21 protein-coding genes are annotated in these 25,174 nt (G+C 52.5%); 6 read left to right on the forward strand and 15 right to left on the reverse strand.

All coding sequences use genetic code 11. From position 1 onward, the window contains the following. Positions 1-3: 3 nt before the first annotated feature. Positions 4-636 (forward strand): PhoP regulatory network protein YrbL, encoded by a 633-nt coding sequence (gene yrbL, locus ACJHYD_RS10785; protein ID WP_000620396.1) that lies wholly within the window; start codon positions 4-6, stop codon positions 634-636. Here yrbL and mtgA read toward each other — a convergent pair. From mtgA to ACJHYD_RS10805, 4 genes are all read right to left on the reverse strand, one after another. Next, complete coding sequence (mtgA, locus tag ACJHYD_RS10790; RefSeq protein WP_000047064.1) at positions 633-1,361, reverse strand: monofunctional biosynthetic peptidoglycan transglycosylase; 729 nt, start codon at positions 1,359-1,361, stop codon at positions 633-635. The genes yrbL and mtgA overlap by 4 nt on opposite strands. After that, the gene (gene elbB, locus ACJHYD_RS10795; RefSeq protein WP_001300411.1) at positions 1,358-2,011 is read right to left on the reverse strand and encodes an isoprenoid biosynthesis glyoxalase ElbB; all 654 of its coding nucleotides are present in this window, start codon (positions 2,009-2,011) and stop codon (positions 1,358-1,360) included. The genes mtgA and elbB overlap by 4 nt, the downstream gene beginning before the upstream one ends. A gap of 229 nt (positions 2,012-2,240) precedes the next feature. Continuing rightward, entirely contained in the window at positions 2,241-4,577 is a 2,337-nt protein-coding gene (gene arcB, locus ACJHYD_RS10800) for an aerobic respiration two-component sensor histidine kinase ArcB (RefSeq protein WP_000809774.1), read from the reverse strand. 95 nt (positions 4,578-4,672) lie between these two features. Further along, entirely contained in the window at positions 4,673-5,602 is a 930-nt protein-coding gene (locus tag ACJHYD_RS10805) for a TIGR01212 family radical SAM protein (RefSeq protein WP_001306030.1), read from the reverse strand. A 674-nt stretch (positions 5,603-6,276) separates the two neighbouring features. On the opposite strand from ACJHYD_RS10805, the gene gltB reads away from it, so the two are divergent. The 3 genes from gltB (at position 6,277) to ACJHYD_RS10820 (ending at position 13,464) form a co-directional block, all read left to right on the forward strand. Continuing rightward, a complete protein-coding gene (gltB, locus tag ACJHYD_RS10810) occupies positions 6,277-10,737 on the forward strand; it encodes a glutamate synthase large subunit (RefSeq protein WP_000965039.1) in 4,461 nt (1,486 codons plus the stop codon). 12 nt (positions 10,738-10,749) lie between these two features. Next, the gene (gltD, locus tag ACJHYD_RS10815) at positions 10,750-12,168 is read left to right on the forward strand and encodes a glutamate synthase subunit GltD (protein ID WP_000081680.1); all 1,419 of its coding nucleotides are present in this window, start codon (positions 10,750-10,752) and stop codon (positions 12,166-12,168) included. Between the two features lie 183 nt (positions 12,169-12,351). Continuing rightward, complete coding sequence (locus tag ACJHYD_RS10820; protein ID WP_000445130.1) at positions 12,352-13,464, forward strand: YhcG family protein; 1,113 nt, start codon at positions 12,352-12,354, stop codon at positions 13,462-13,464. A 59-nt stretch (positions 13,465-13,523) separates the two neighbouring features. On the opposite strand, the gene nanQ is transcribed toward ACJHYD_RS10820, so the two are convergent. The 6 genes from nanQ to nanR all read right to left on the reverse strand — a co-directional run bounded on the left by nanQ (position 13,524) and on the right by nanR (position 18,999). Further along, a complete protein-coding gene (gene nanQ, locus ACJHYD_RS10825; RefSeq protein WP_000979887.1) occupies positions 13,524-13,988 on the reverse strand; it encodes an N-acetylneuraminate anomerase in 465 nt (154 codons plus the stop codon). Beyond that, positions 13,985-14,860, reverse strand: a complete 876-nt coding sequence (nanK, locus tag ACJHYD_RS10830; protein ID WP_001551712.1) for an N-acetylmannosamine kinase — start codon at positions 14,858-14,860, stop codon at positions 13,985-13,987. Before nanK ends, nanQ begins: the two co-directional genes overlap by 4 nt. Beyond that, positions 14,857-15,546: an N-acetylmannosamine-6-phosphate 2-epimerase gene (locus ACJHYD_RS10835; RefSeq protein WP_000054239.1), complete on the reverse strand. Its 690-nt coding sequence runs from the start codon at positions 15,544-15,546 to the stop codon at positions 14,857-14,859. The genes nanK and ACJHYD_RS10835 overlap by 4 nt, the downstream gene beginning before the upstream one ends. 47 nt (positions 15,547-15,593) lie before the next feature. Continuing rightward, complete coding sequence (gene nanT / locus ACJHYD_RS10840) at positions 15,594-17,084, reverse strand: sialic acid transporter NanT (protein ID WP_001551713.1); 1,491 nt, start codon at positions 17,082-17,084, stop codon at positions 15,594-15,596. A 108-nt stretch (positions 17,085-17,192) separates the two neighbouring features. Beyond that, positions 17,193-18,086: an N-acetylneuraminate lyase gene (gene nanA / locus ACJHYD_RS10845; RefSeq protein ID WP_000224714.1), complete on the reverse strand. Its 894-nt coding sequence runs from the start codon at positions 18,084-18,086 to the stop codon at positions 17,193-17,195. 121 nt (positions 18,087-18,207) lie between these two features. Next, positions 18,208-18,999 carry a transcriptional regulator NanR gene (gene nanR, locus ACJHYD_RS10850; protein ID WP_000523844.1) on the reverse strand — a complete coding sequence of 264 codons (792 nt, stop codon included), beginning with the start codon at positions 18,997-18,999 and terminating at the stop codon, positions 18,208-18,210. Positions 19,000-19,378: 379 nt separating this feature from the next. On the opposite strand from nanR, the gene dcuC reads away from it, so the two are divergent. Then, positions 19,379-20,746, forward strand: a complete 1,368-nt coding sequence (gene dcuC / locus ACJHYD_RS10855; RefSeq protein WP_000466989.1) for an anaerobic C4-dicarboxylate transporter DcuC — start codon at positions 19,379-19,381, stop codon at positions 20,744-20,746. A 43-nt stretch (positions 20,747-20,789) separates the two neighbouring features. Here dcuC and sspB read toward each other — a convergent pair whose 3' ends face one another. The 5 genes from sspB to zapE all read right to left on the reverse strand — a co-directional run bounded on the left by sspB (position 20,790) and on the right by zapE (position 24,508). Further along, complete coding sequence (gene sspB / locus ACJHYD_RS10860) at positions 20,790-21,287, reverse strand: ClpXP protease specificity-enhancing factor (RefSeq protein ID WP_000366126.1); 498 nt, start codon at positions 21,285-21,287, stop codon at positions 20,790-20,792. A gap of 5 nt (positions 21,288-21,292) precedes the next feature. Next, positions 21,293-21,931 carry a stringent starvation protein SspA gene (gene sspA, locus ACJHYD_RS10865; protein ID WP_000257293.1) on the reverse strand — a complete coding sequence of 213 codons (639 nt, stop codon included), beginning with the start codon at positions 21,929-21,931 and terminating at the stop codon, positions 21,293-21,295. A gap of 394 nt (positions 21,932-22,325) precedes the next feature. Continuing rightward, a complete protein-coding gene (gene rpsI / locus ACJHYD_RS10870; protein ID WP_000829818.1) occupies positions 22,326-22,718 on the reverse strand; it encodes a 30S ribosomal protein S9 in 393 nt (130 codons plus the stop codon). 15 nt (positions 22,719-22,733) lie between these two features. After that, positions 22,734-23,162: a 50S ribosomal protein L13 gene (gene rplM / locus ACJHYD_RS10875; protein WP_000847559.1), complete on the reverse strand. Its 429-nt coding sequence runs from the start codon at positions 23,160-23,162 to the stop codon at positions 22,734-22,736. Positions 23,163-23,380: 218 nt separating this feature from the next. Then, the gene (gene zapE / locus ACJHYD_RS10880) at positions 23,381-24,508 is read right to left on the reverse strand and encodes a cell division protein ZapE (RefSeq protein WP_001551714.1); all 1,128 of its coding nucleotides are present in this window, start codon (positions 24,506-24,508) and stop codon (positions 23,381-23,383) included. Between the two features lie 193 nt (positions 24,509-24,701). Between zapE and zapG the strand changes: the two genes are divergently transcribed. Continuing rightward, positions 24,702-25,100 carry a Z-ring associated protein ZapG gene (gene zapG / locus ACJHYD_RS10885; protein ID WP_001295270.1) on the forward strand — a complete coding sequence of 133 codons (399 nt, stop codon included), beginning with the start codon at positions 24,702-24,704 and terminating at the stop codon, positions 25,098-25,100. The last annotated feature ends 74 nt before the right edge of the window (positions 25,101-25,174 follow it).

Consider the following 25,174-nt stretch of genomic DNA (forward strand, 5'->3'; position numbering starts at 1 on the left):
GGCATGATTCGCTTATCTGAACAAAGTCCCCTGGGCACCGGAAGACATCGGAAATGTTATGCGCATCCGGAAGATGCCCAACGCTGTATCAAGATTGTCTACCATCGTGGCGATGGTGGCGATAAAGAGATCCGCCGTGAGTTAAAGTACTACGCGCATCTTGGTCGCCGGTTAAAAGACTGGAGTGGAATACCGCGCTATCACGGTACCGTTGAGACGGATTGCGGAACCGGTTATGTCTACGATGTGATTGCAGATTTTGACGGCAAACCCTCCATTACGCTGACCGAATTTGCTGCACAATGCCGTTACGAAGAAGACATTGCACAACTGCGCCAGCTACTGAAACAGCTGAAGCGTTATTTGCAGGATAACCGTATCGTGACGATGTCGCTGAAGCCGCAGAATATCCTCTGTCACCGCATCAGTGAGTCAGAGGTTATCCCCGTCGTCTGCGACAACATTGGTGAAAGCACATTGATTCCACTGGCGACCTGGTCGAAGTGGTGTTGTCTGCGTAAGCAAGAGCGGTTATGGAAACGATTTATCGCCCAACCGGCGCTGACTATTGCCCTGCAGAAAGATCTGCAACCTCGTGAAAGCAAAACGCTGACCCTCACTTCGCGCGAAGCTTAATCCAGCTGGTGTTGTTGCATAAACGACTCACCGCCTAACTGATACATCTGCCGTAAAATCCACGCCTGACGGCTACGCACGTAGCCCGATGGCGCGGAGACTTTGAAACGAAGTGGATTAGGTAATACAGCTGCCAGTAATGCAGCTTCCGACCGGGTAAGCTTGCTCGCGGGTTTGTGGAAATAACGTTGTGCCGCAGCTTCGACGCCAAACACACCGTCGCCAAATTCGGCGATATTCAGGTAAACCGTCAGGATACGCTTTTTGCTCCAGACCGTTTCTATCCCCAGCGTTAATCCGGCTTCCAGCCCTTTTCGAACCCAGCTACGCCCATCCCATAAAAAGAGATTTTTGGCCGTCTGCTGAGAAATCGTTGATGCACCGCGAATACGGTTTTCATTGCGTTCGTTGTGCGCCAGGGCTTGCTCAATGGAAGCGACATCAAAGCCCCAGTGCTCAGGAAACTTCTGATCTTCTGCGGCAATCACCGCCAGTCCCATCCACGGCGAGATTTGATCCATGTTGACCCAGTCAGAATGTGCCACGTAACGAAAATTGCCATGCAGCCAGGCGCTGACTTGCCGCTCGACCATTACCGCAGAGAAAGGAACAGGCGCAACGCTAAACAACGCAATGCCCCCACCCCAGAAAACGGCGAGGACAACCATTAACCGCAGAAGAAAACGGCGAATGAAACTAAACACCGTTAAGCGGCTTTTACTCATTCCGCCAGGACCAGCACGCGGGAAACCAGCTTATCAATGCCGCTCGCCGCTTCTGCAATGTTCTGCGCCAGCATATATGCCGGGGTGGTGACAATCTTATTGTCTTCATCAACCACGATATCATCGACAGGACACGGCACATGCTCCGCGCCCATCTCTTCCAGCACTTCTGCGGTATCGATATCAGTACCGATGGTCAAACGCAGCGGGAAATCGAAAATTTTCGGCAGCATCGCCGGGGCAATACACATAAAACCAAGCGGTTTTCCGGCCTGATGCATCGCTTGTGCCAGCGCCTTTAATTCACGGTCAACGGTGCATTCGCTACCAAGACTGGCAAAATTGCTTAAATTCTTCGCCGCGCCAAAACCCCCCGGCACAATCAACGCATCCAGTTCAGCGGCATCGGCCTGGGCCAGAGGACGGATTTCACCGCGCGTTATTCGTGCCGCTTCAATCAGCACATTGCGCGTTTCCGTCATCGCTTCGCCCGTTAAATGGTTGATAACATCAACCTGCTGCTTATCCGGTGCAAAGCAGACCGCCTGCGCACCGCTGCGTGAAATAGCTAACAACGTCAACACCGCTTCATGAATTTCAGAACCGTCATAGACGCCGCATCCGCTCAGAATTACGCCAATTTTCTTCATTGTGATCATCCTTTCGCAATTGACTGAAACACATTAATTTTTTTAATAAAAATGCTACGCATCACACATTTAACTGATTCATGTAACAAATCATTTAAGTTTTGCTATCTTAACTGCGTGCGGCCTGAAAAACAGTGCTGTGCCCTTGTAACTCATCATAATAATTTACGGCGCAGCCAAGATTTCCCTGGTGTTGGCGCAGTATTCGCGCACCCCGGTCTAGCCGGGGTCATTTTTTAGTGGCTTTTGCCACCCACGCTTTCAGTACTTCTACGTCGTGACGCCACTCTTCTTTCATCTCTTCAATCCATTCACCGACGTTATCTTCCCAGGCGGGAAGGTCAGGAGACTGAATTTGCTGACCCAGCTGTTGCAGATGGCGTAACCCCACTGACCCCGCCGCACCTTTAATTTTATGTCCTTCCTCAACAATGCCTTTTTTATCCTGCGCCGTCAGATTCGACTCCAGCACGCTGACATAGCCCGGCATCATCTTCTCAAACACCGCTAACCCGTCGGTGATCAGCTTCGGTCCTACAAGTTCGAGATACTGTTCCAGCATGGGAATATCGAGCAATGCTTCTGATTTACTGTTCTCTTCTGTCGTCACCGTACTCTCCTCATCATCCTGGGTATCCCAGAATTTCTTGATCATCGCGGTTAGCGCCGGAACAGAAAGCGGCTTACTCAGCACATCATCCATTCCAGCATTGAGGTACTCTTGCTTGTCTTTCAGCACGTTAGCGGTTAAGGCCACCAGCGGCGGTAAATCCTCGCGCGGATAACGCTTCGTCAGTTCACGAGAGATATCCAGCCCGGTCATATCTGGCAACTGAATATCCAGCAATACCAGGTCGTATTCGCCCGGTTTAAACATCTCCAGCGCCGCCTTGCCGGTCATGGCGACATCAACGCTGTTACCTAATTTTTCCAGCACAGAACGCGCGACAATCACGTTCAGTTCAATGTCTTCCACCAGCAGCACATTCAGCGCCGGTAAAGGCATATCGTCTTCATCAAACGCATCATCGACCTCTTCAGCCACCGACGGTGCGTGGATCGTCAACGTAAAGGTTGAACCTTTACCCTGTTCGCTGGTAACCGTAATATCGCCGCCCATATTTTTCGCCAGACGACGAGAAACGGCCAGACCAATACCGGTGCCGGTGGCAGGTTTACCGCCATGACTGTCTTTCACCTGGTAATACATGGCAAAGATTTTATCCAGCTCATCCTGCGGAATGCCGATACCAGAGTCTTCCACTTCAAAATGCAGCATATCGCCTTCATCGTAGCGCACGCGCACGGTAACCTGGCCTTGCTGGGTGAATTTGACGGCGTTACTGATGAGATTCCACAGGATCTGCCGTAAACGCGTCCCGTCGGTAATGACCTGATGCGGTAATGGCAGCGTAGGCTCCAGATTAAAGCGCAATCCTTTTTGTTGCGCCTGCAATGCGGAGAGATTTTCCAGATCGGCAAGGAAGCTGGTGAAATCAACCGGCTGATTATCAAGCTGGACCTTACGCCGTTCCATCTTATCCATGTCGATAATATCGTTGAAGATATTCCCGAGCGTGACGGCCGAAACATGGATGGTTTTGAGATATTTTTCCTGCTCGGCGGTGAGTTCGGTATCCAGCAGAATGCGGCTCAGGCCGACGATACCATTCAGCGGTGTACGCAATTCGTGACTGATGGTGGAGATAAACGTCGTTTTGTCGCGGCTGGCCCGTTCAAGCGCATCCTGATACCGCTTACGCTCGGTAATGTCGCGACCAAAACCCATCAAACCGTGACGTTTACCCACGCGGTCGTAGTACGGCACTTTACGGATTTCAAAACAGGCTTTGCGCCCGTCCGGGTAATCCAGCCACTGTTCATAGGTCAGTGACACATTATGACGGAACACTTTTTCATCGGTTTCAATGACTTTTGCGGCGGCTTCCGGTGAGTAAACATCAGCAGGTTTCAGGTGAACCAGTTGTTTTTCGCTTTTTCCGGTCAGCAGCTCCATCGCGCGGTTACAGCCGGAAAACTCTTTATCTTCGTTACGATAAAAAACCAGGTCGGGTGAAGCATCAAGAAAGGAACGTAAGAATGAGGATTGCTGTTCGAGCTGAATTTGTGTCTCTTCGCGCTCTTTAATTTCAATTTTCAGTTGGCCGAAGGTTTCCTGCAGTTCTGCTTCCGCTTTTTCACGAACGGCGATTTCCTGATTTAGCTGGGCAATATTATCTTTTAACTGAACGTTGAGGCTCAAATCGCGCTCGCGCATCTCCTCCAGTTTTTGCACCAGCCGTGACAGACGTTGCCGTGACTCCTCCAGTTGCTCGACGACCACCGATAGAAAGTAGACCGCCCACGGCGTAATCAGCAAACCAAAGAAGATAGAACGAATAACATCAATGCTTTCGACCTGACCATGCAGCACCATGGTTACCGCCATTTGTACCACAATGGCAAGAACGACGAGGGCCAGCGCCAGCAACATTGAGAAGCGCACCAGACCTAACTTCATCATCAGGTCAACATAATACTGCGCCAGCAGACGAATTTGCTTCATTAGGGAATTCCTTCACGACAACCTGCCCCAATAATACCCAATTCTGACAGTTACGTTATAAATTGTGTGAGAAATGCGGAATTCCCCTCAATGGTCTACTCCGTTGGAGGTAGCCACGGGCGTCCCAGCGCCGATCCCTGTACGCCATGTTCATTCAGATAGCGATCCAGCTCGACCATTCCCGTCCATCGATTTTCGCACCACAGCGGAGCAAGCAACGTCGGGCGACGGGCGCTGGCGGAAATGCGGTGGTAGATCACTTCCGGTGGCGTATGGCGAATCATTTCTCCGGCAGTGAGCGTGTAATCCTCCAGTTCAATACCATTCAAACGCCCCGCTTCCCAGGCTTTCGCCATAATGCTGCCTTTTACTATATGCAGCGGATGCAGCTTTATGCCGTCCACGCCGGTTTCAACCACTCGCTCCAGCGTTTGCAAACATTCAGCCTGCCCTTCGCCAGGCAGGCCGACAATTAAGTGAGAACACACCTTCAGCCCGCGCTCACGCGCCAGCTGCGTCGTGCGCTGATAACAGGCAAAATCATGACCGCGATTGATGCGATGTAGCGTTTTGTCGTGCGCGGTTTGTAGCCCCAGCTCCAGCCACACTTCGTAGCCCTGGTCCTTATATTCGCAAAGCAGATCCAACACCGCATCCGGCACGCAGTCCGGGCGGGTACCAACACACAAACCGACAATATTGGCCTGGCTCACCGCCTGCTGATACATAGAACGCAGCACCTGAACTTCCGCAAAGGTGCTGGTATACGCCTGAAAGTAGGCCAGATAGCGTTTAGCGCGGTTAACTAAATTCGCCTGGTGCGCCAGTTGTTCGGCAATGGAACGATGTTGCTGCGCTTCATCGGCAAACGAGGCAACATTACAGAATGTGCAGCCACCACGCCCGATGGTACCGTCACGGTTAGGGCAGCTAAAACCGCCGTGCAGCGTCAGCTTATGCACCTTTTGCCCATAACGACGGGTGAGATCACCACCAAACATATTGACTAATTTCTGTAACTGCATAATCTGATAGACCGCGCCTTGAAAAGAGGCCAAAGCCTGCCATTTTTAGCTCAATTCGGCGATGACCTGGATCAATCGTCCCGGCCTGCTTTTATCAACTGCATAATCAATCAAAATTACCGAAATTTCATGCATAATCACATAAATCACTTTTGCTTATCTTGAGTCAGATTTTTTTATCTCCTTATGGATTTTAGGCAAAAACAGTAGCATGAAACGTCATTACCAATTAAGGCAGTATAAAATGCTGGTTTTCTCGTCAGTTCAAGGCAGGATAAGGGTTAACACGCCTTTATGACAGTCAGGAATTGGCTGTTTCTCTAACGACTCCCCTTTTGACCTTAAATAGAAAATCTATTTTAATTTCAGTTAATTAATAAAGAATTTTGCGCTAAAGCACATTTCTGTACCAATAAGCTTGCCATTTGACCTGTATCAGCTTTCCCGATAAGTTGGAAATCCGCTGGAAGCTTTCTGGATGAGCAGCCTGCTCATCATATTTATGCAGTAATTGAGATCCCCTCTTCACCGTATTAACCGATGCGAAAAGGACAACAAGGGGGCGAATGCGAGGCGCGCGTATGACACGCAACCCCCGTCGCCACGCTCTTTCTGTGCCCGTGCGCAGCGGTTCGGAAGTGGGGTTCCCGCAGAGCCTGGGGGAGGTTCACGATATGTTGTACGATAAATCCCTTGAGAGGGATAACTGTGGTTTCGGCCTGATCGCCCACATAGAAGGCGAACCTAGCCACAAGGTAGTGCGTACTGCAATACACGCACTGGCCCGCATGCAGCACCGTGGCGCGATTCTCGCCGATGGTAAAACCGGTGACGGTTGCGGCTTGCTGTTACAAAAACCGGATCGCTTTTTTCGCATCGTTGCGCAGGAGCGCGGCTGGCGTTTAGCAAAAAACTACGCCGTCGGGATGCTCTTCCTGAATAAAGATCCTGAACTCGCTGCTGCCGCACGCCGCATCGTTGAAGAAGAGCTGCAACGCGAAACGTTGTCGATTGTGGGCTGGCGTGATGTCCCCACTAACGAAGGCGTGCTGGGTGAAATCGCCCTCTCCTCTCTGCCACGCATTGAGCAAATTTTTGTGAACGCCCCGGCAGGCTGGCGTCCGCGCGATATGGAGCGCCGTCTGTTTATCGCCCGCCGCCGCATTGAAAAGCGTCTCGAAGCCGACAAAGACTTCTACGTCTGTAGCCTGTCGAATCTGGTGAACATCTATAAAGGTCTGTGTATGCCGGCGGATCTGCCGCGCTTCTACCTGGACCTCGCGGACCTGCGTCTGGAATCGGCCATTTGCCTGTTCCACCAGCGCTTCTCCACTAACACCGTACCGCGCTGGCCGCTGGCGCAGCCGTTCCGCTACCTGGCGCATAACGGTGAAATCAACACCATCACCGGCAACCGCCAATGGGCGCGTGCGCGTACCTATAAATTCCAGACGCCGCTGATCCCTGACCTGCACGACGCCGCGCCGTTCGTCAACGAAACCGGTTCTGACTCCAGTTCCATGGATAACATGCTGGAACTCCTGCTGGCAGGCGGGATGGATATCATCCGTGCCATGCGTCTATTAGTGCCACCTGCCTGGCAGAACAACCCGGATATGGACCCGGAACTGCGCGCCTTCTTTGACTTTAACTCCATGCATATGGAGCCGTGGGATGGCCCGGCAGGCATCGTGATGTCCGATGGTCGTTTTGCCGCCTGTAACCTCGACCGTAACGGTCTGCGTCCGGCGCGCTACGTCATCACCAAAGATAAGCTCATCACCTGCGCCTCTGAAGTCGGTATCTGGGATTATCAGCCTGACGAAGTGGTCGAAAAAGGCCGCGTGGGGCCAGGCGAACTGATGGTTATCGACACCCGCAGTGGGCGCATTCTGCACTCGGCAGAAACTGATGACGATCTGAAAAGCCGCCATCCATATAAAGAGTGGATGGAGAAAAACGTCCGCCGACTGGTACCGTTTGAAGATCTGCCCGATGAAGAAGTGGGTAGCCGCGAACTGGACGACGACACGCTTGCCAGCTACCAGAAACAGTTTAACTACAGCGCGGAAGAGCTGGACTCCGTAATTCGCGTACTGGGCGAAAACGGTCAGGAAGCGGTCGGTTCGATGGGCGACGACACCCCATTCGCCGTGCTCTCCAGTCAGCCGCGCATTATTTACGATTACTTCCGCCAGCAATTTGCCCAGGTCACCAACCCGCCAATCGACCCACTGCGTGAAGCGCATGTTATGTCGCTCGCCACCAGCATCGGGCGTGAAATGAACGTCTTCTGTGAAGCAGAGGGCCAGGCGCACCGTTTAAGTTTTAAATCGCCGATTCTGCTCTACTCCGATTTCAAACAGCTCACGACGATGAAAGAGGAGCACTACCGCGCAGATACACTGGATATCACCTTTGACGTCACCAAAACCACGCTCGAAGCGACGGTCAAAGAGCTGTGCGACAAAGCCGAAAAAATGGTACGTAGCGGCACTGTGCTGCTGGTGCTCTCCGACCGGAATATCGCTAAAGATCGCCTGCCGGTTCCGGCTCCGATGGCGGTTGGCGCGATCCAGACCCGTCTGGTCGATCAAAGCTTGCGTTGCGATGCCAACATCATCGTCGAAACCGCCAGCGCCCGCGATCCGCACCATTTCGCCGTGTTGCTGGGCTTCGGTGCGACGGCTATTTATCCGTACCTTGCCTATGAAACGCTGGGCCGCCTGGTAGACACCCACGCGATTGCCAAAGATTATCGTACCGTGATGCTCAACTACCGTAACGGCATCAACAAAGGCTTGTACAAAATCATGTCCAAAATGGGCATCTCCACCATCGCCTCTTACCGCTGCTCGAAACTGTTTGAAGCGGTCGGTCTGCACGATGATGTCGTAGGCCTGTGCTTCCAGGGCGCTGTTAGCCGCATTGGCGGGGCGAGCTTTGAAGACTTCCAGCAGGATCTGCTGAATCTGTCGAAACGTGCCTGGCTGGCGCGCAAGCCCATCAGCCAGGGCGGCCTGCTGAAATACGTGCACGGCGGCGAATACCACGCCTACAACCCGGACGTGGTGCGCACACTGCAGCAGGCGGTACAAAGCGGCGAGTATAGCGACTATCAGGAATACGCGAAGCTGGTTAATGAGCGTCCGGCAACCACGCTGCGCGATCTGCTGGCAATTACGCCGGGTGAAAACGCAGTCAACATTGCCGATGTTGAACCGGCAAGCGAACTGTTTAAACGCTTCGATACCGCTGCGATGTCTATCGGCGCGTTAAGCCCGGAAGCCCACGAGGCGCTGGCGGAAGCGATGAACAGCATCGGCGGTAACTCGAACTCCGGTGAAGGCGGCGAAGATCCGGCGCGCTACGGCACTAACAAAGTGTCGCGCATCAAGCAGGTGGCGTCCGGTCGCTTCGGTGTTACTCCGGCGTACCTGGTCAATGCCGACGTCATTCAGATTAAAGTCGCCCAGGGCGCGAAGCCGGGCGAAGGCGGTCAATTGCCGGGTGATAAAGTCACTCCTTACATTGCCAAACTGCGCTATTCGGTGCCCGGAGTGACGCTGATCTCCCCGCCGCCGCACCACGATATCTACTCTATCGAGGATTTAGCGCAGCTGATATTCGACCTCAAGCAGGTCAATCCAAAAGCGATGATCTCCGTGAAGCTGGTTTCCGAACCGGGCGTAGGCACCATCGCGACTGGCGTGGCAAAAGCTTATGCCGATTTAATCACCATCGCAGGCTATGACGGCGGCACCGGCGCAAGTCCGCTTTCATCGGTGAAATACGCAGGCTGTCCGTGGGAACTCGGCCTGGTGGAAACCCAACAGGCGCTGGTTGCCAACGGTTTACGTCATAAAATTCGTTTGCAGGTTGATGGCGGCCTGAAAACGGGCGTTGATATCATCAAAGCGGCGATTCTCGGCGCAGAAAGCTTCGGCTTCGGCACTGGCCCAATGGTCGCGCTCGGTTGTAAATATCTGCGAATTTGCCACCTGAACAACTGCGCCACGGGTGTAGCAACTCAGGATGACAAACTGCGTAAGAATCACTATCACGGCCTGCCGTTCAAAGTGACGAATTACTTTGAGTTTATCGCCCGTGAAACCCGCGAGCTGATGGCACAGCTGGGCGTAACACGTCTGGTGGATCTGATTGGTCGCACCGACCTGCTGAAAGAGCTGGACGGTTTCACCGCCAAACAGCAGAAACTGGCGCTGTCGAAGCTGCTGGAGACCGCCGAGCCACATGCAGGTAAGGCACTCTACTGCACCGAAAACAACCCGCCGTTTGATAACGGCCTGCTGAACGCGCAGTTGCTGCAACAGGCAAAACCGTTTGTTGATGAACGCCAGAGCAAAACCTTCTGGTTCGATATCCGCAACACCGACCGTTCTGTCGGCGCATCGCTTTCAGGCTATATCGCCCAGACGCACGGCGATCAGGGTCTGGCAGCCGATCCGATCAAAGCGTACTTCAACGGCACCGCAGGCCAGAGCTTCGGTGTGTGGAACGCGGGCGGCGTGGAACTGTACCTGACCGGTGATGCCAACGACTATGTCGGTAAAGGCATGGCGGGCGGCTTAATCGCCATTCGCCCTCCGGTTGGCTCAGCCTTCCGCAGCCATGAAGCAAGTATTATCGGCAACACCTGCCTGTATGGCGCGACCGGTGGTCGTCTGTATGCCGCAGGCCGCGCGGGTGAACGTTTCGGCGTGCGGAACTCCGGTGCTATCACCGTGGTAGAAGGCATTGGCGACAATGGCTGTGAATATATGACGGGCGGTATTGTCTGTATTCTGGGTAAAACCGGCGTGAATTTCGGCGCGGGTATGACCGGAGGCTTCGCTTACGTTCTCGATGAAAGCGGTGATTTCCGCAAACGCGTTAACCCGGAACTGGTCGAGGTCTTAAGCGTTGACGATCTGGCGATCCATGAAGAGCATCTGCGCGGTCTTATCACCGAGCATGTGCAGCATACCGGTTCCCAGCGCGGTGAAGAGATTCTGGCGAACTGGTCAACCTTCGCCACGAAATTCGCGCTGGTTAAACCGAAGTCCAGTGATGTAAAAGCACTGCTGGGTCACCGTAGTCGTAGCGCAGCAGAGTTGCGCGTGCAGGCGCAGTAAGGGGTAGCAACAATGAGTCAGAATGTTTATCAATTTATCGACCTGCAGCGCGTTGATCCGCCAAAGAAACCGCTGAAGATCCGCAAAATTGAGTTTGTTGAAATTTACGAGCCGTTTTCCGAAGGCCAGGCCAAAGCGCAGGCTGACCGCTGCCTGTCGTGCGGCAACCCATACTGCGAGTGGAAATGCCCGGTACACAACTACATCCCGAACTGGCTGAAGCTCGCCAACGAGGGGCGTATTTTTGAAGCGGCAGAACTGTCGCATCAGACCAATACCCTGCCGGAAGTGTGCGGACGTGTCTGCCCGCAAGACCGTCTGTGCGAAGGTTCCTGCACCCTGAACGATGAGTTCGGCGCAGTGACCATCGGCAACATTGAGCGCTATATCAACGATAAAGCGTTCGAGATGGGCTGGCGTCCGGATATGTCCGGCGTGAAACAAACCGGTAAAAAAGTGGCGATTATCGGCGCAGGCCCGGCGGGTCTGGCGTGCGCGGATGTCCTGACGCGCAACGGCGTAAAAGCGGTCGTCTTCGACCGTCACCCGGAAATTGGCGGATTGCTGACCTTCGGTATTCCGGCTTTCAAGCTGGAAAAAGAGGTAATGACGCGCCGCCGTGAAATCTTCACCGGCATGGGTATTGAATTCAAACTCAATACCGAAGTGGGCCGCGACGTACAGCTGGACGATCTGCTGAGTGATTACGATGCCGTGTTCCTTGGCGTCGGGACTTATCAGTCAATGCGCGGCGGGCTGGAAAACGAAGACGCCGATGGCGTGTACGCAGCGCTGCCGTTCCTTATCGCCAACACCAAACAGTTAATGGGCTTTGGCGAAACCCGCGAAGAACCGTTCGTCAGCATGGAAGGCAAACGCGTGGTGGTACTTGGCGGTGGCGACACTGCGATGGACTGCGTGCGTACGTCTGTACGCCAGGGAGCGAAGCACGTTACCTGTGCCTATCGTCGTGATGAAGAGAACATGCCAGGTTCCCGCCGCGAAGTGAAAAACGCGCGAGAAGAAGGTGTAGAGTTCAAATTCAATGTCCAGCCACTGGGGATTGAAGTGAACGGTAACGGCAAAGTCAGCGGCGTAAAAATGGTACGTACCGAAATGGGCGAACCGGATGCCAAAGGCCGTCGCCGCGCGGAGATCGTGGCAGGTTCCGAACATATCGTTCCGGCAGATGCGGTGATCATGGCGTTTGGTTTCCGCCCACACAGCATGGAATGGCTGGCGAAACACAGCGTCGAGCTGGATTCGCAAGGTCGCATCATCGCCCCAGAAGGCAACGACAATGCCTTCCAGACCAGTAACCCGAAAATCTTTGCTGGCGGCGATATCGTCCGTGGTTCCGATCTGGTCGTTACCGCCATCGCCGAAGGTCGCAAAGCGGCAGACGGCATTATGAACTGGCTGGAAGTTTAAGCTCTGTCCCAGCGCCGCCTCCTCAGAAAAGAGTCGGCGCTGAAATTCTCCTTTCGTTCTGGAAAGCGCCTCGCATAATCTGAAGAAAACCAATGTAATACGCACATCTGGATTGTTACCGGCAGATGCCCGGCGTATAGCTGATTCCATTATTCAACACTGCGCCATATTAAGGGACAGATAATGGAATCGCTCTCAGAAGGAACCACAGCAGGCTACCAGCAAATCCACGACGGCATTATTCATCTGGTCGATAGCGCCCGAACGGAAACGGTACGTAGCGTTAACGCGTTAATGACCGCGACGTACTGGGAAATTGGCCGACGAATTGTCGAATTTGAACAAGGTGGCGAGGCCAGGGCTGCGTATGGTGCGCAGCTAATCAAGCGACTATCAAAGGATTTAAGTCTAAGGTATAAGCGTGGATTTTCCACCAGGAATTTATGGCAGTTTAAGAATTTTTATATTTGTTTTCAAAGAATTGAAATTGTGCAGACACTGTCTGCACAATTCACCCCCACAATTCTCCAGACTGTGTCTGGAGAATCTTGCCATTTAGCGCAACTCGCCAAATCCTTCCCCCTGCCCTGGTCCACTTACGTCCGTTTGCTTTCTGTTAAAAAAGCTGATGCTCGCAGCTTTTATGAGAAAGAGACACTCCGCTGTGGCTGGTCTGCTCGTCAGCTCGAACGACAAATTGCGACCCAGTTTTATGAGCGGACACTACTGTCACATGACAAATCAGCCATGCTGCAACAACACGCTCCTACCGAGACGCATATTCTTCCGCAGCAGGCGATACGCGATCCCTTTGTGCTCGAATTTCTGGAATTGAAAGATGAATACTCAGAATCCGATTTTGAGGAGGCGCTGATCAACCACCTGATGGATTTCATGCTGGAACTTGGGGATGATTTTGCCTTTGTTGGTCGACAGCGAAGGTTACGCATTGATGACAACTGGTTTCGTGTCGATCTGCTGTTTTTCCACCGCCGTTTACGCTGCCTGCTAATCGTCGATCTAAAAGTGGGCAAATTCAGCTATAGCGATGCCGGACAGATGAATATGTATCTCAACTACGCCAAAGAGCACTGGACACTACCGGATGAAAATCCGCCCATCGGTCTGGTTCTCTGTGCAGAGAAAGGAGCCGGCGAAGCGTATTATGCACTGGCTGGTTTGCCTAACACCGTTCTGGCGAGCGAATATAAGATGCAACTACCTGATGAAAAACGACTCGCGGATGAACTCGTTCGAACACAGGCGGTGCTAGAGGAAGGCTATAGACGCCGTTAATTTCAGCGGTTTCGAATTCTGCAGACAGTGTCTGCAGAATCTTTAAAACGAACTAAGTTTTAAGCCATTAAATCAGCCTTAACCTTCACCACAACCTTTTTAATCTCATCAGGTTCGCCGACAACGCATCCTGGTTTATGCGGTTCTCCCGGCATAAACACGGCGAACATTCCCGGTTTTAAGATGATGGCTTGCTCGTTCTCAATGGCGCTGCAAAGCTGGTAATCATCCTCATGGTGGAACTCTTCACACTGACGCGCAGTGCCTGCCGTGCCAAACAGAATCCGTTCCTCACCGTTTAACAACAGCTGGATATCAATGTATTGCTCGTGCAATTCCGCTTTTTTCTCGACGGGCGATTGAGTGTTAAACGTCATGACATTCATAAAGATATTGTCGCCCTGTAATTCGTAACGACCCGGTGCTTTTTCTTGCGGCCTGGCGGCTAAGGCTAGTGTTAACGCGTCCTGTAACGCAGGATGCAATCCGGCAGACGGTAATGACTGTACTTCACCCATCATCATAATTTTTCTCCCTGGGCCAACAGCGCAGCCCCAAGTAAACCTGCATCGTGGCGGTAGTGCGCCGCCAGTAAATCAACATGAAATGCCGCTGGCTCCTGCGCCAGATACGTTTCCACCAGCGCCAGATACCCCTCTGCCAGACCAACGCTGCCACCGACCACCACGCACTGGCAATCAGTTGTGGCTTTAATATCAGCGATCAGCCTTGCAAGCGTACGTGCGGAACGGTGAATCAGTTGCTGCGCCTGCTCATCGCCCTGCCCGGCATGCGTGAAAATAGTTTTCGCATTCGCACCAGCCAACTCCCCTTGCGCCGCCGCCGCAATGCCGCGACCAGAAGCAATCGCCTCCACGCAACCTGTGCGTCCACAGCCGCAGACTGGACCATGCGGATCGGCAAGCGTATGCCCGATGTGCCCCGCCAGACCGCCAGGGCCGGTAAGCAGTTTGCCGCCGCTCACTACACCGCCGCCGACGCCAGTGGAAACGGTGATAAACACCATCTCGGTTACATCGCCTTCCAGCGCCTGATACTCTGCCCATGCTGCGGCCTGCGCGTCGTTAATGGCAATGGTCGGCAAATTGGTAAGTTGTTCCAGCGTTTTGACTAACGGAAAGTGTAGTAATCCACCGAGATTATGCGGATTAAGCGCCAGCAAACTGCCGTCGCGAATAATTCCGGTTGAAGCGATGGCAACCCGCTGCGCATGAGCTTGCAACGGAGAGACTAATGCGGATAAGGCATCACGCAAGGCTTCTGGTGTCTGGCTGGCTGGCGTAGGAAGTTCACGACGATCGCGGATCTGCCCATCAGCGCCAATCAGCGCGGCGGCAAGTTTAGTACCGCCGATATCAATCGCCAGTGTGGTCATAGCACCGCCTTTTTCATCGCTGTGTTGTACCACTGACAAATGTGTTCAAGACGCGTAATGGCAGAACCGACCGTCACCGCCCACGCGCCGTGGCGCATCGCATCCGCCGCCTGAGCAGGCGTGTTGTAACGCCCTTCGGCAATCACCCGACATCCGGCGTCGCTCAACGTTTTCACCAGCGCCAGATCCGGCTCTTCTGGCGTTTCAGGCGTGGTATAGCCAGAAAGCGTAGTGCCAATAATTTCGGCTCCCAGCTTTTGGCATGCCAGGCCGTCTTCCGGCGTTGAGCAGTCGGTCATCGCCAGTAAACCGTGATGGTGAATACGTGCCAGCAACGTTTCAACAGGCACCGGACGCGGGCGGTCGGTGCCGTCAATGGCGATAATGTCCGCGCCCGCCTGCGCCAGCGCATCAACATCTTCAATATAGGCCGTGATGCGTACCGGAGAATCCTCCAGATCGCGTTTCACAATCCCGATAATTGGCACGCTCACTACCGCACGCGTGGCTTGCAGATTTGCCACACCTTCAATGCGAATGGCAACCGCGCCCGCCTGCTCTGCCGCTAATGCCATGGCGGCGACGATTTCGGGTTTATCGAGCGGGCTGTCCGGAACCGGCTGGCAGGAGACAATCAGGCCACCGTTAGCAGCGATTTTTTGATCCAGTTGTGCAAGTAACGACATACATCTTCCCTTAGCGAAAGGCCCGGTACAGAGACCGGGCAACAGGATTAACTTTTGGTTTTGACTAAATCGTTTTTGGCGCGGCCAAATGGCACGGCACCGCTAAATGGTTTGCCGTCGATAGCGTCATGAGTACGCAATGCTTCCGGGCGCAGCCAACGCTGAACGCGGGAAGGCATATCCAGACCAATCAGCAGGATCACCACAAATGTCAGACTGAACGAGAGCGATGCCAGCGCAGTACCCAGATCCAGACGTTGAGCGATCAACGCGCCGATGATTGGGGCCAGTGCACCGCCCAATGCGCCGACGTTGTAGGTAAAGCCCAGGCCCGCTGCACGCTGGTCGGTATCGAAATAACCGCCAATCAGTTTCGGTAAGATCCCGGCGATCCCTTGTCCAAGCATTTGCTGGAAGAACAGTAACAGACCGAGCACCCAGACGTTTGCGCCGCCAATCGCAAATACCGGAATAATCAGCAGCTGCGAGGCCAGCAGGCTACAAACGTACGCTTTGCGGGTTCCCAGCCAGTCACCGAGGAAGCCACCTACGCAGCATCCCACCGCCGCGCCAAAGCCACTAAAGAACAGCACATTGGCGACAGTATGCGGGTTATAAGCCAGATCGGTTTTCAGATACGTTGGCAGCAGCGCCTGAATCGGCCATGAGTAGAGGAAAGCAAACAACACGACCACCATCAGCATTACGCCCGTTGGCCAGCGTTTGCCCGTACTTTGCACCATAAAGCTGATAAAGATTGCGGCGCATAACAGCCCAAGAACAGCGACGATCGCGGCATTTTGCAGGTTACCGGCGAAGCAAAACCACAGCGCAGTAGCCGCCGCCAGTGTCATTACGATATTGGCAATGCGATGTTCACCACGGTAGAGAATATCTACCATCGTGCGTACTGGTGCTTTACCAGCATGTTTCTCTTTCCAGTCTTCCGCTTCCGGGATGTTTTTACGCAGCCAGAGAGCAAAGATGATTGGCAAAATGCCGATAAAGAACAGCGCACGCCAGCCCCAGACCGGAACCACCAGGCTATAGACCTGAGCGGCAACGACGGCCCCCACAGAGAAGCCGGAAATCAGAAAACCACTGGCTTTATTACGCAGATGTTTTGGCCAGCTTTCAATGACATAGGTGGCGCTGGAACCGTATTCACCCGCCATCCCCATGCCGATGACCAGACGAGCGATAAACATGGTGATGTAGCCTGGCGCAAAGCCGCAGGCCAGCGTCCCGGCCGAGAAGAGAACGATGCTGGTGACCATTGCCAGACGACGCCCGTAGCGGTCACCCATAGCGCCGAGCATCAGGCCGCCGAACCAGCGAGAGATAAAGGCTGCGGAGATCAGACTTGCCGCCTGCACCGTCGTCAGCCCGAATTCACCTTGTACTTCGGTGAGTACCAGGGCGATTAAAACGAAATCAAAACCGTCAAGCAGATATCCCAACCAGGCAGCGGAAAATGCCCGCCATTGTGCACGATTGAGATGGCGATACCACGGGATATTCTGGGTTGAAGTACTCATTGTGAGTCTCCCGCGGTGGGCGATGCCCACACGCTTTGGTATGAAAATTGTAGGGTACAGATGCGTTTATTTCCCCTCACCCGGTAGGGGCGAGCGAGGGGAAACAACTCACCCGCGCTCTTGCATCAACTGCTGGGCCAACGCCTTCAGTTCTGGCAGATATTTTTCATCTACCGGTCCAAACGGTTTGCGGCACAGCGGCACAGAAACGACATCCATATAATGCAGGACCGTTTTCAGGCCGCGGAATACGCCCGTTTTGATCAGTAAATCAATGACTTTATTACATTCGGTTTGCAGCTTCTGCGCGGTCTGGATATCGCCTTCTTTCAGCGCCTTCACAATCCCCTGATAACGCCAGCCCATGATGTTGTAGGTACTACCGATACCACCATCAGCGCCCGCCAGAAGACCAGAGGCGAAGATTTCGTCGTAACCGTTATAGAGCACCAGATCAGGATGTTCACGACGGATCTGTTCCATCTGATAGAGATCGCCAGAAGTCTGTTTCAGCGCACCGACGCCAGGCAACGTAACAAGTGTGTTGATTTGATCCAGGGTCAGTTTTACCCCACTCAGGGCTGGAATGTTGTACACCACCATCGGCAACCCATCCGCTGAATCAATAATTGCCCGATAGTGATCGCAGTGTTCTTCAAAGCTGAAAGGATAGTAGAACGGCGTGACGGCGGAGACGGCATCGAAGCCATAACGTTTAGCCGATGCCGCAAGTTGTTGGCTTTCGGCGGTGCTGACGCAACCGACGTGGGCGATGAGTTTAATCTTACCTTTCGCCTCTTCGGCGACGATTTCCAGTACCTGTTCACGCTCGGAAAGGCTTTGTACAAAGGCTTCGCCGGTCGAACCACCCACGTATAAACCGTCAATGCCCTGCTGAATATTGAACTGAACCAGGCGACGCAGACTCGCTTTATCCAGTGCTTGTTGTTGATCAAAAGGAGTCAGGAGTGCAGCCATTACGCCACGTAAATTCGTTGCCATAAATACCTCTGAAGTGATGCTTGTCTGATAAACGATATACCTTTATACCTGTTATACCAGATCAATTAAGCAACACCCCATACAGAAAGCTTATAATGCGATCTGCTTCACTAAAGTGGCATTATTTCTTTTTGTTGGTGGTCTGACCGAAGGCGTGCCAGGTAGCAGAGACGCTGTTGAGATGCGATTGCAACGCACGATCGGCTTCGTCAGGATCATGACGCCGGATCGCGTCAACGATCGCAATATGCTGTTGATAGCTAACGTTGTTATGCTCGTGCAGAGCCTGATCAGCCACGGTTGGACGTGCGGCGATCAGCCAGTCGAGCAGGGCAACGTGGATCGCCATGAAGATTGGGTTACCGGGGATCTCCGCCAGAACGCGGTGGAAATCAACGTCTGAGCGAATGAATGCCGCGTTGTTATCCAGCGACTGACTGTTGATTTCCAGTGCTTTTGCCAGCAAATCGATTTGCTCATCGGTGGCGTGTTCAGCCGCATAGCGCACCAGGCTGGATTCAAAGAACAGACGTAATTGTTCGAAATGGGCAATCCCGCCAGGATGAGAAAGGAAATCTTTCGCCATGCCGGAAAGCTCGCCGATGATGGTGTCCGCAGAAGGACGTGAGACGCGGGCACGTTCGCCGTTGTTTATCTGCACCAGACCTTTGCGTTTTAACGCTGCCAGCGCTTCGCGCACCGAAGGACGCCCGACGTTAAAGAACGCCATCAGTTCGCGTTCAGACGGTAATTGTTCACCTTCGCCAAATTCACGACGGCGGATCATCTGTTCCAGCTCTTCTTCCACCATTTCGGAGAGTTTTTTACGCGCCAGCGGGCGGCTACGCAAGTTGCGACCAATTGCAGGTGAAGAATCTTCGGTTTGCGAATCAAATGCGTTCATAAGGCCCATTCTGTAAGGTCAGTGTGATTAACATCATCAGTGACATCCTATCACAGGATTGAAAGTAGGGGAAAATGGCAGGGTTTTCTCTTTGTGCCTCATCATTACCATAATTAACGGAATAATTAACTATTGCGAAAAATTAATGTAACGCAGATAAAAACATCCCGATTGAATTATTCATAAGACTATTAACAAGTATTATGAATATTATGAATGTGTTCTTACAAAATAATCATAAGCGCATATTTTTTAATGAAAAATCACCTCATCTACAATTAAAAACACGACATCCGCACCATAAATAGCCTTGCAAAAAATATAACATCATTGTTTTCAATCTGCCGTTTATGGGATTGACCGTTTTCTTTTGACACGGAGTTCAACAATGTTCGGCATAATTATATCTGTCATCGTATTAATTACGATGGGCTATTTGATCCTGAAAAACTACAAACCTCAGGTGGTGCTGGCTGCCGCAGGTATCTTCCTGATGATGTGCGGTGTCTGGTTAGGGTTCGGTGGTGTGCTCGATCCCGCCAAAAGCAGCGGCTACTTGATCGTCGATATTTATAATGAAATCCTGCGCATGCTGTCCAACCGCATTGCCGGATTGGGGCTGTCGATTATGGCAGTGGGCGGTTATGCCCGCTATATGGAGCGCATAGGGGCAAGTCGCGCGATGGTGAGCTTGTTAAGCCGCCCGTTAAAACTCATTCGCTCGCCGTATATTATTCTGTCGGCAACTTACGTCATCGGCCAAATCATGGCGCAGTTTATTACCAGCGCCTCCGGTCTGGGTATGTTGCTGATGGTCACCTTATTTCCGACGCTGGTGAGTCTGGGAGTAAGTCGCCTCTCTGCGGTGGCGGTTATCGCAACCACGATGTCCATTGAGTGGGGGATTCTGGAAACGAACTCCATTTTTGCTGCCCAGGTCGCAGGAATGAAAATTGCCACTTACTTCTTCCACTACCAGCTTCCGGTCGCCTCTTGCGTCATTATCTCGGTGGCGATCTCCCACTTTTTCGTGCAACGCGCTTTCGACAAAAAAGATAAAAATATCAATCACGAACAGGCAGAGCAAAAAGCTCTCGATAATGTCCCGCCGCTCTATTACGCCATTTTACCGGTGATGCCGTTAATCCTGATGCTCGGCTCGCTGTTCCTTGCCCACGTCGGGCTGATGCAGTCAGAACTGCATCTGGTGGTGGTGATGTTACTGAGTTTGACGGTGACGATGTTTGTTGAGTTCTTCCGCAAGCATAACTTGCGCGAAACAATGGATGATGTGCAGGCGTTTTTTGACGGCATGGGTACGCAGTTTGCCAACGTGGTAACGCTGGTGGTCGCGGGTGAAATATTTGCGAAAGGCTTAACGACGATTGGCACTGTCGATGCGGTTATCAGGGGTGCGGAGCATTCTGGTCTGGGCGGTATTGGCGTGATGATTATTATGGCGCTGGTCATTGCCATTTGTGCCATTGTGATGGGCTCAGGCAATGCGCCGTTTATGTCATTTGCCAGTCTTATTCCGAATATCGCAGCCGGACTACATGTGCCAGCGGTTGTAATGATTATGCCGATGCATTTTGCCACGACGCTAGCGCGCGCTGTTTCGCCGATTACTGCGGTGGTGGTCGTTACGTCAGGAATTGCAGGCGTTTCGCCTTTTGCGGTAGTGAAGCGGACAGCGATCCCCATGGCAGTCGGTTTCGTGGTGAATATGATTGCCACAATCACGCTATTTTATTAAGTCATTAAAAAGACAAAACAGGCCGCCAGGGCCTGTTTTAGTATTACTTCACAACGCGTAATGCTGGTCGACCACCACGTGGTGGCTGCGGTGGTTCATCGTCAGGATGAGTGTCATCATCGTGATCTGGCTTGTCGCCATCAATAACCGACATAACGGTTTCGTTGTCTGCCGATGCCTCTTCATCATTCATGATGCTGGCATCTTCATCGTAGGCAGCTTCAGGTTCAAACATCGTGCCTGCGCCATTTTCACGGGCGTAGATAGCCAGCACGGCAGCCAGCGGCACAGAAACCTGACGCGGAATGCCACCAAAGCGCGCATTAAAGCGCACCTCATCATTCGCCAGTTCCAGATTGCCGACAGCTCGCGGAGCAATGTTGAGTACGATTTGCCCGTCACGCGCATATTCCATAGGAACCTGCACGCCAGGGAGCGTCACATCCACCACCAGGTGCGGCGTGAGCTGGTTATCCAGCAACCACTCATAGAATGCACGCAGCAGATAGGGACGACGTGGTGTTAGCTGTGACAAATCCATACAGATTAACTCCGGCCCAGACGCATTTCACGTTCAGCTTCAGTTAAAGAAGCAAGGAAAGAGTCACGCTCAAAGACGCGGGTCATATAGCCTTTCAGCTCTTTCGCACCCGGGCCGCTGAACTCGATGCCCAGTTGCGGCAAACGCCACAGCAGCGGAGCAAGGTAGCAATCGACCAGGCTGAACTCATCGCTCAGGAAGTACGGCTTCTGACCGAAGACCGGCGCAATCGCCAGCAGTTCTTCGCGCAGTTGCTTACGTGCGGCATCTGCTTCAGAAGCTGAACCGTTGATGATGGTGTTCATCAGCGTGTACCAGTCTTTTTCGATGCGATGCATGTACAGACGGCTTTCACCGCGAGCTACCGGGTAAACAGGCATCAGTGGCGGATGCGGGAAACGCTCATCCAGATATTCCATAATGATGCGAGATTCCCACAGGGTCAGCTCACGATCCACCAGGGTCGGAACGCTCTGATTCGGGTTGAGGTCAATCAGATCCTGAGGCGGATTGTCCTTTTCCACGTGTTCGATCTCGAAACTTACACCTTTCTCAGCCAGCACAATGCGGACCTGATGGCTATAGATGTCAGTAGGACCGGAAAACAGCGTCATTACCGAACGTTTGTTGGCAGCGACAGCCATGAAAACCTCCAGGTATAGTCAGAATTTTTACTGCTACCAGCCACCAGGTGGCCAGTCAGAAGTTGTGTTACCCAGTAAGGAACGACTCTCTTTGTTCGAAAATCAAACAAAAAATGAGCAATACCCGACATTTGGGCAGAAAATTGGATGATAGTTTACCAGATTTTGCGACCTTTGTGGTGAGTCGATGCCGGAAATGGGGAAAAAGAGATGCGCTTTAGTCTGAAATAGTTGACTTAGTCCCTTATTGGCGATGTGGTTTTTGTTTTGCCTGTCTGTCAGACGGCAGCAAAAAGCAACTTTCCATTTTTTACGCTGATTCAGAATTTAGCCATAAAAAAACCCGCCGAAGCGGGTTTTTTCGCAAATTGTTTTCTGCCGGAGCAGAAGCCAATTAACGTTTGGAGAACTGCGGACGACGACGTGCTTTACGCAGACCGACTTTCTTACGTTCAACCTGACGAGCGTCACGAGTAACGAAGCCAGCTTTACGCAGTTCAGAACGCAGGGACTCGTCGTATTCCATCAGAGCGCGGGTGATACCGTGACGGATCGCACCAGCCTGACCAGAGATACCACCACCTTTAACGGTGATGTACAGGTCCAGTTTCTCAACCATGTCGACCAGTTCCAGCGGCTGACGAACTACCATGCGGGCAGTTTCACGACCGAAGTACTGTTCCAGAGAACGTTGGTTGATTACGATTTTACCGTTGCCCGGTTTGATGAAAACGCGAGCTGCGGAACTTTTGCGGCGACCAGTGCCGTAGTATTGATTTTCAGCCATTGCCTATAATCCCGATTAGATGTCAAGAACTTGCGGTTGCTGTGCCGCGTGGTTGTGCTCGTTACCCGCGTAAACTTTCAGTTTACGGAACATAGCACGACCCAGCGGGCCTTTTGGCAACATGCCTTTAACCGCGATTTCAATCACACGCTCAGGACGGCGAGCAATCATCTCTTCAAAGGTCGCTTGTTTGATACCACCGATGTGGCCGGTGTGGTGATAGTACACTTTGTCAGTACGCTTGTTGCCGGTTACAGCAACTTTGTCAGCGTTCAGAACGATGATGTAATCACCGGTATCTACGTGCGGAGTGTATTCCGCTTTGTGCTTACCGCGCAGGCGACGAGCCAGTTCAGTAGCCAGACGGCCCAGAGTTTTACCGGTCGCGTCAACAACATACCAGTCGCGTTTTACGGTTTCTGGTTTAGCTGTAAAAGTTTTCATTAAAAGCTTACCCAATAAATAGTTACACGTTGGTGAACACCCAAACGTCTTCAATTGTTGAGGTTCACACGACAAAGTCCGGCAAACCTACCCCTTCGAATAGCCTATGCCAGCACACAAAAAGTTTTGGGAAAAAAACTTTCTTGTAACGTGGGGTCGCAGGATTATAGAGAAGTCGGGGTCAAAGATCGACCCCTTTTTGTGATTTGTGGCAGGTTTTAACCCGCCAAATGCTCGCGCTTCAGATACTCTTCGCTTTGCATCTCTTGCAGACGTGACAGGCAACGCTGGAACTCAAACTTCAGCCGATCGCCCTGATAAATTTCATACAGCGGCACTTCTGCACTCACCACTAATTTGACATGGCGCTCGTAAAACTCATCCACCAGCGCAATAAAGCGCCGCGCTTCGCTCTCCATCAACCGCGTCATAAGTGGTACATCAAACAACATGACTGTGTGAAAGAGGCGTGAGAGCGCAATATAGTCATGCTGACTGCGGGCGTCGACGCACAGCGTAGTAAAAGAGACCGCCAGCGTCTGGTTCTCGACGCCCATTGTCGCCAATGGCCGATGGTTGATTTCTAACGTCGGTGAATTTTCTCGTTTCGCCCCCGCCAGCGCCAACCATAGTTTATCCATTTGCGCCCGGGTTTCATCGTTGAGGGGCGAAAGCCACAGATGCGCCTGAGTGAGTGTACGCAGTCGATAATCAACACCAGCGTCCACGTTCATTACATCACAATACTGTTTAATGGCATCGATTGCAGGCAAAAAACGCGCACGTTGTAGGCCATTTCGATAAAGTTCGTCCGGCGGAATATTTGACGTCGCTACCAGGGTAATACCGCGGGCGAACAGGGCTTTCATCAGACCGCCAAGTAGCATGGCATCGGTAATATCAGAAACAAAAAATTCGTCAAAACAGAGCACGTCAGTTTCTGCTTTAAAGCGATCGGCAATAATTTCCAGCGGATCGGTCTGCCCCTGCAAAGCAGTTAGCTCTTCATGTACCCGCAGCATAAAACGGTGAAAGTGCAGACGCTGTTTCCGCTCTCCCGGCAGGCTTTGATAGAAAAGGTCCATCAGCCAGGTTTTCCCGCGTCCTACACCGCCCCACATATATAAGCCACGCACTGGCGTATGCTTTGTGTCTTCGCGTTTACCCCACAGTTTACCGACCCGCGCCATTAGCCCACTCGTCCTGGGGGCTGGAGGCGTGCTATTGATGAGTTCCTGATAAATAATTTCCAGGCGGCTGACGGCCTCTTTTTGAACGTCGTCGGGTTGATGGCTGCCTTCATTGAGCGCCTTCAGGTATTGCGATGTTGGGGTAATGCTTTGCATGATCTTATTGTTATTCCTTGAATAATCGGTGCGCCGTTGTTCACGGTTGACGAAAAAAAGGCCGTTCTACACTACGCGATATGCAGTCGGGATTCCACTTCTGTGGAATTAACGGTTATAGTGGCATAATCAGCCGCAGGCATGGAGCCTGAAGCCAACACCCTACGGAAACAAAAGACAACGGGAGATGTTCATGACCTGGGAATATGCGCTAATTGGGTTAGTCGTCGGCATCATTATTGGTGCTGTGGCCATGCGTTTTGGTAATCGTAAACTACGCCAGCAACAGGCGTTGCAGTACGAACTGGAAAAGAATAAAGCTGAACTGGACGAGTATCGCGAAGAGCTGGTTAGCCACTTTGCCCGCAGCGCGGAATTACTGGATACCATGGCGCACGACTATCGCCAGCTGTATCAGCATATGGCGAAAAGCTCCAGCAGCCTGCTGCCGGAACTGTCTGCTGAAGCAAACCCGTTCCGTAATCGTCTGGCAGAGTCTGAAGCCAGCAACGATCAGGCACCGGTGCAGATGCCTCGCGACTATTCTGAAGGTGCATCCGGCCTGCTGCGTACTGGCGCGAAGCGCGACTAATTTATTTTTCGGGCGCAGCCATTGCGCCCTCCTCTTCTCTCCCTCCCCGACTATCATTTAATCTGGTGTCTCAT

It is taken from the genome of Escherichia sp. WS1368, from assembly GCF_046487485.1.
Lineage (GTDB): Bacteria > Pseudomonadota > Gammaproteobacteria > Enterobacterales > Enterobacteriaceae > Escherichia > Escherichia coli.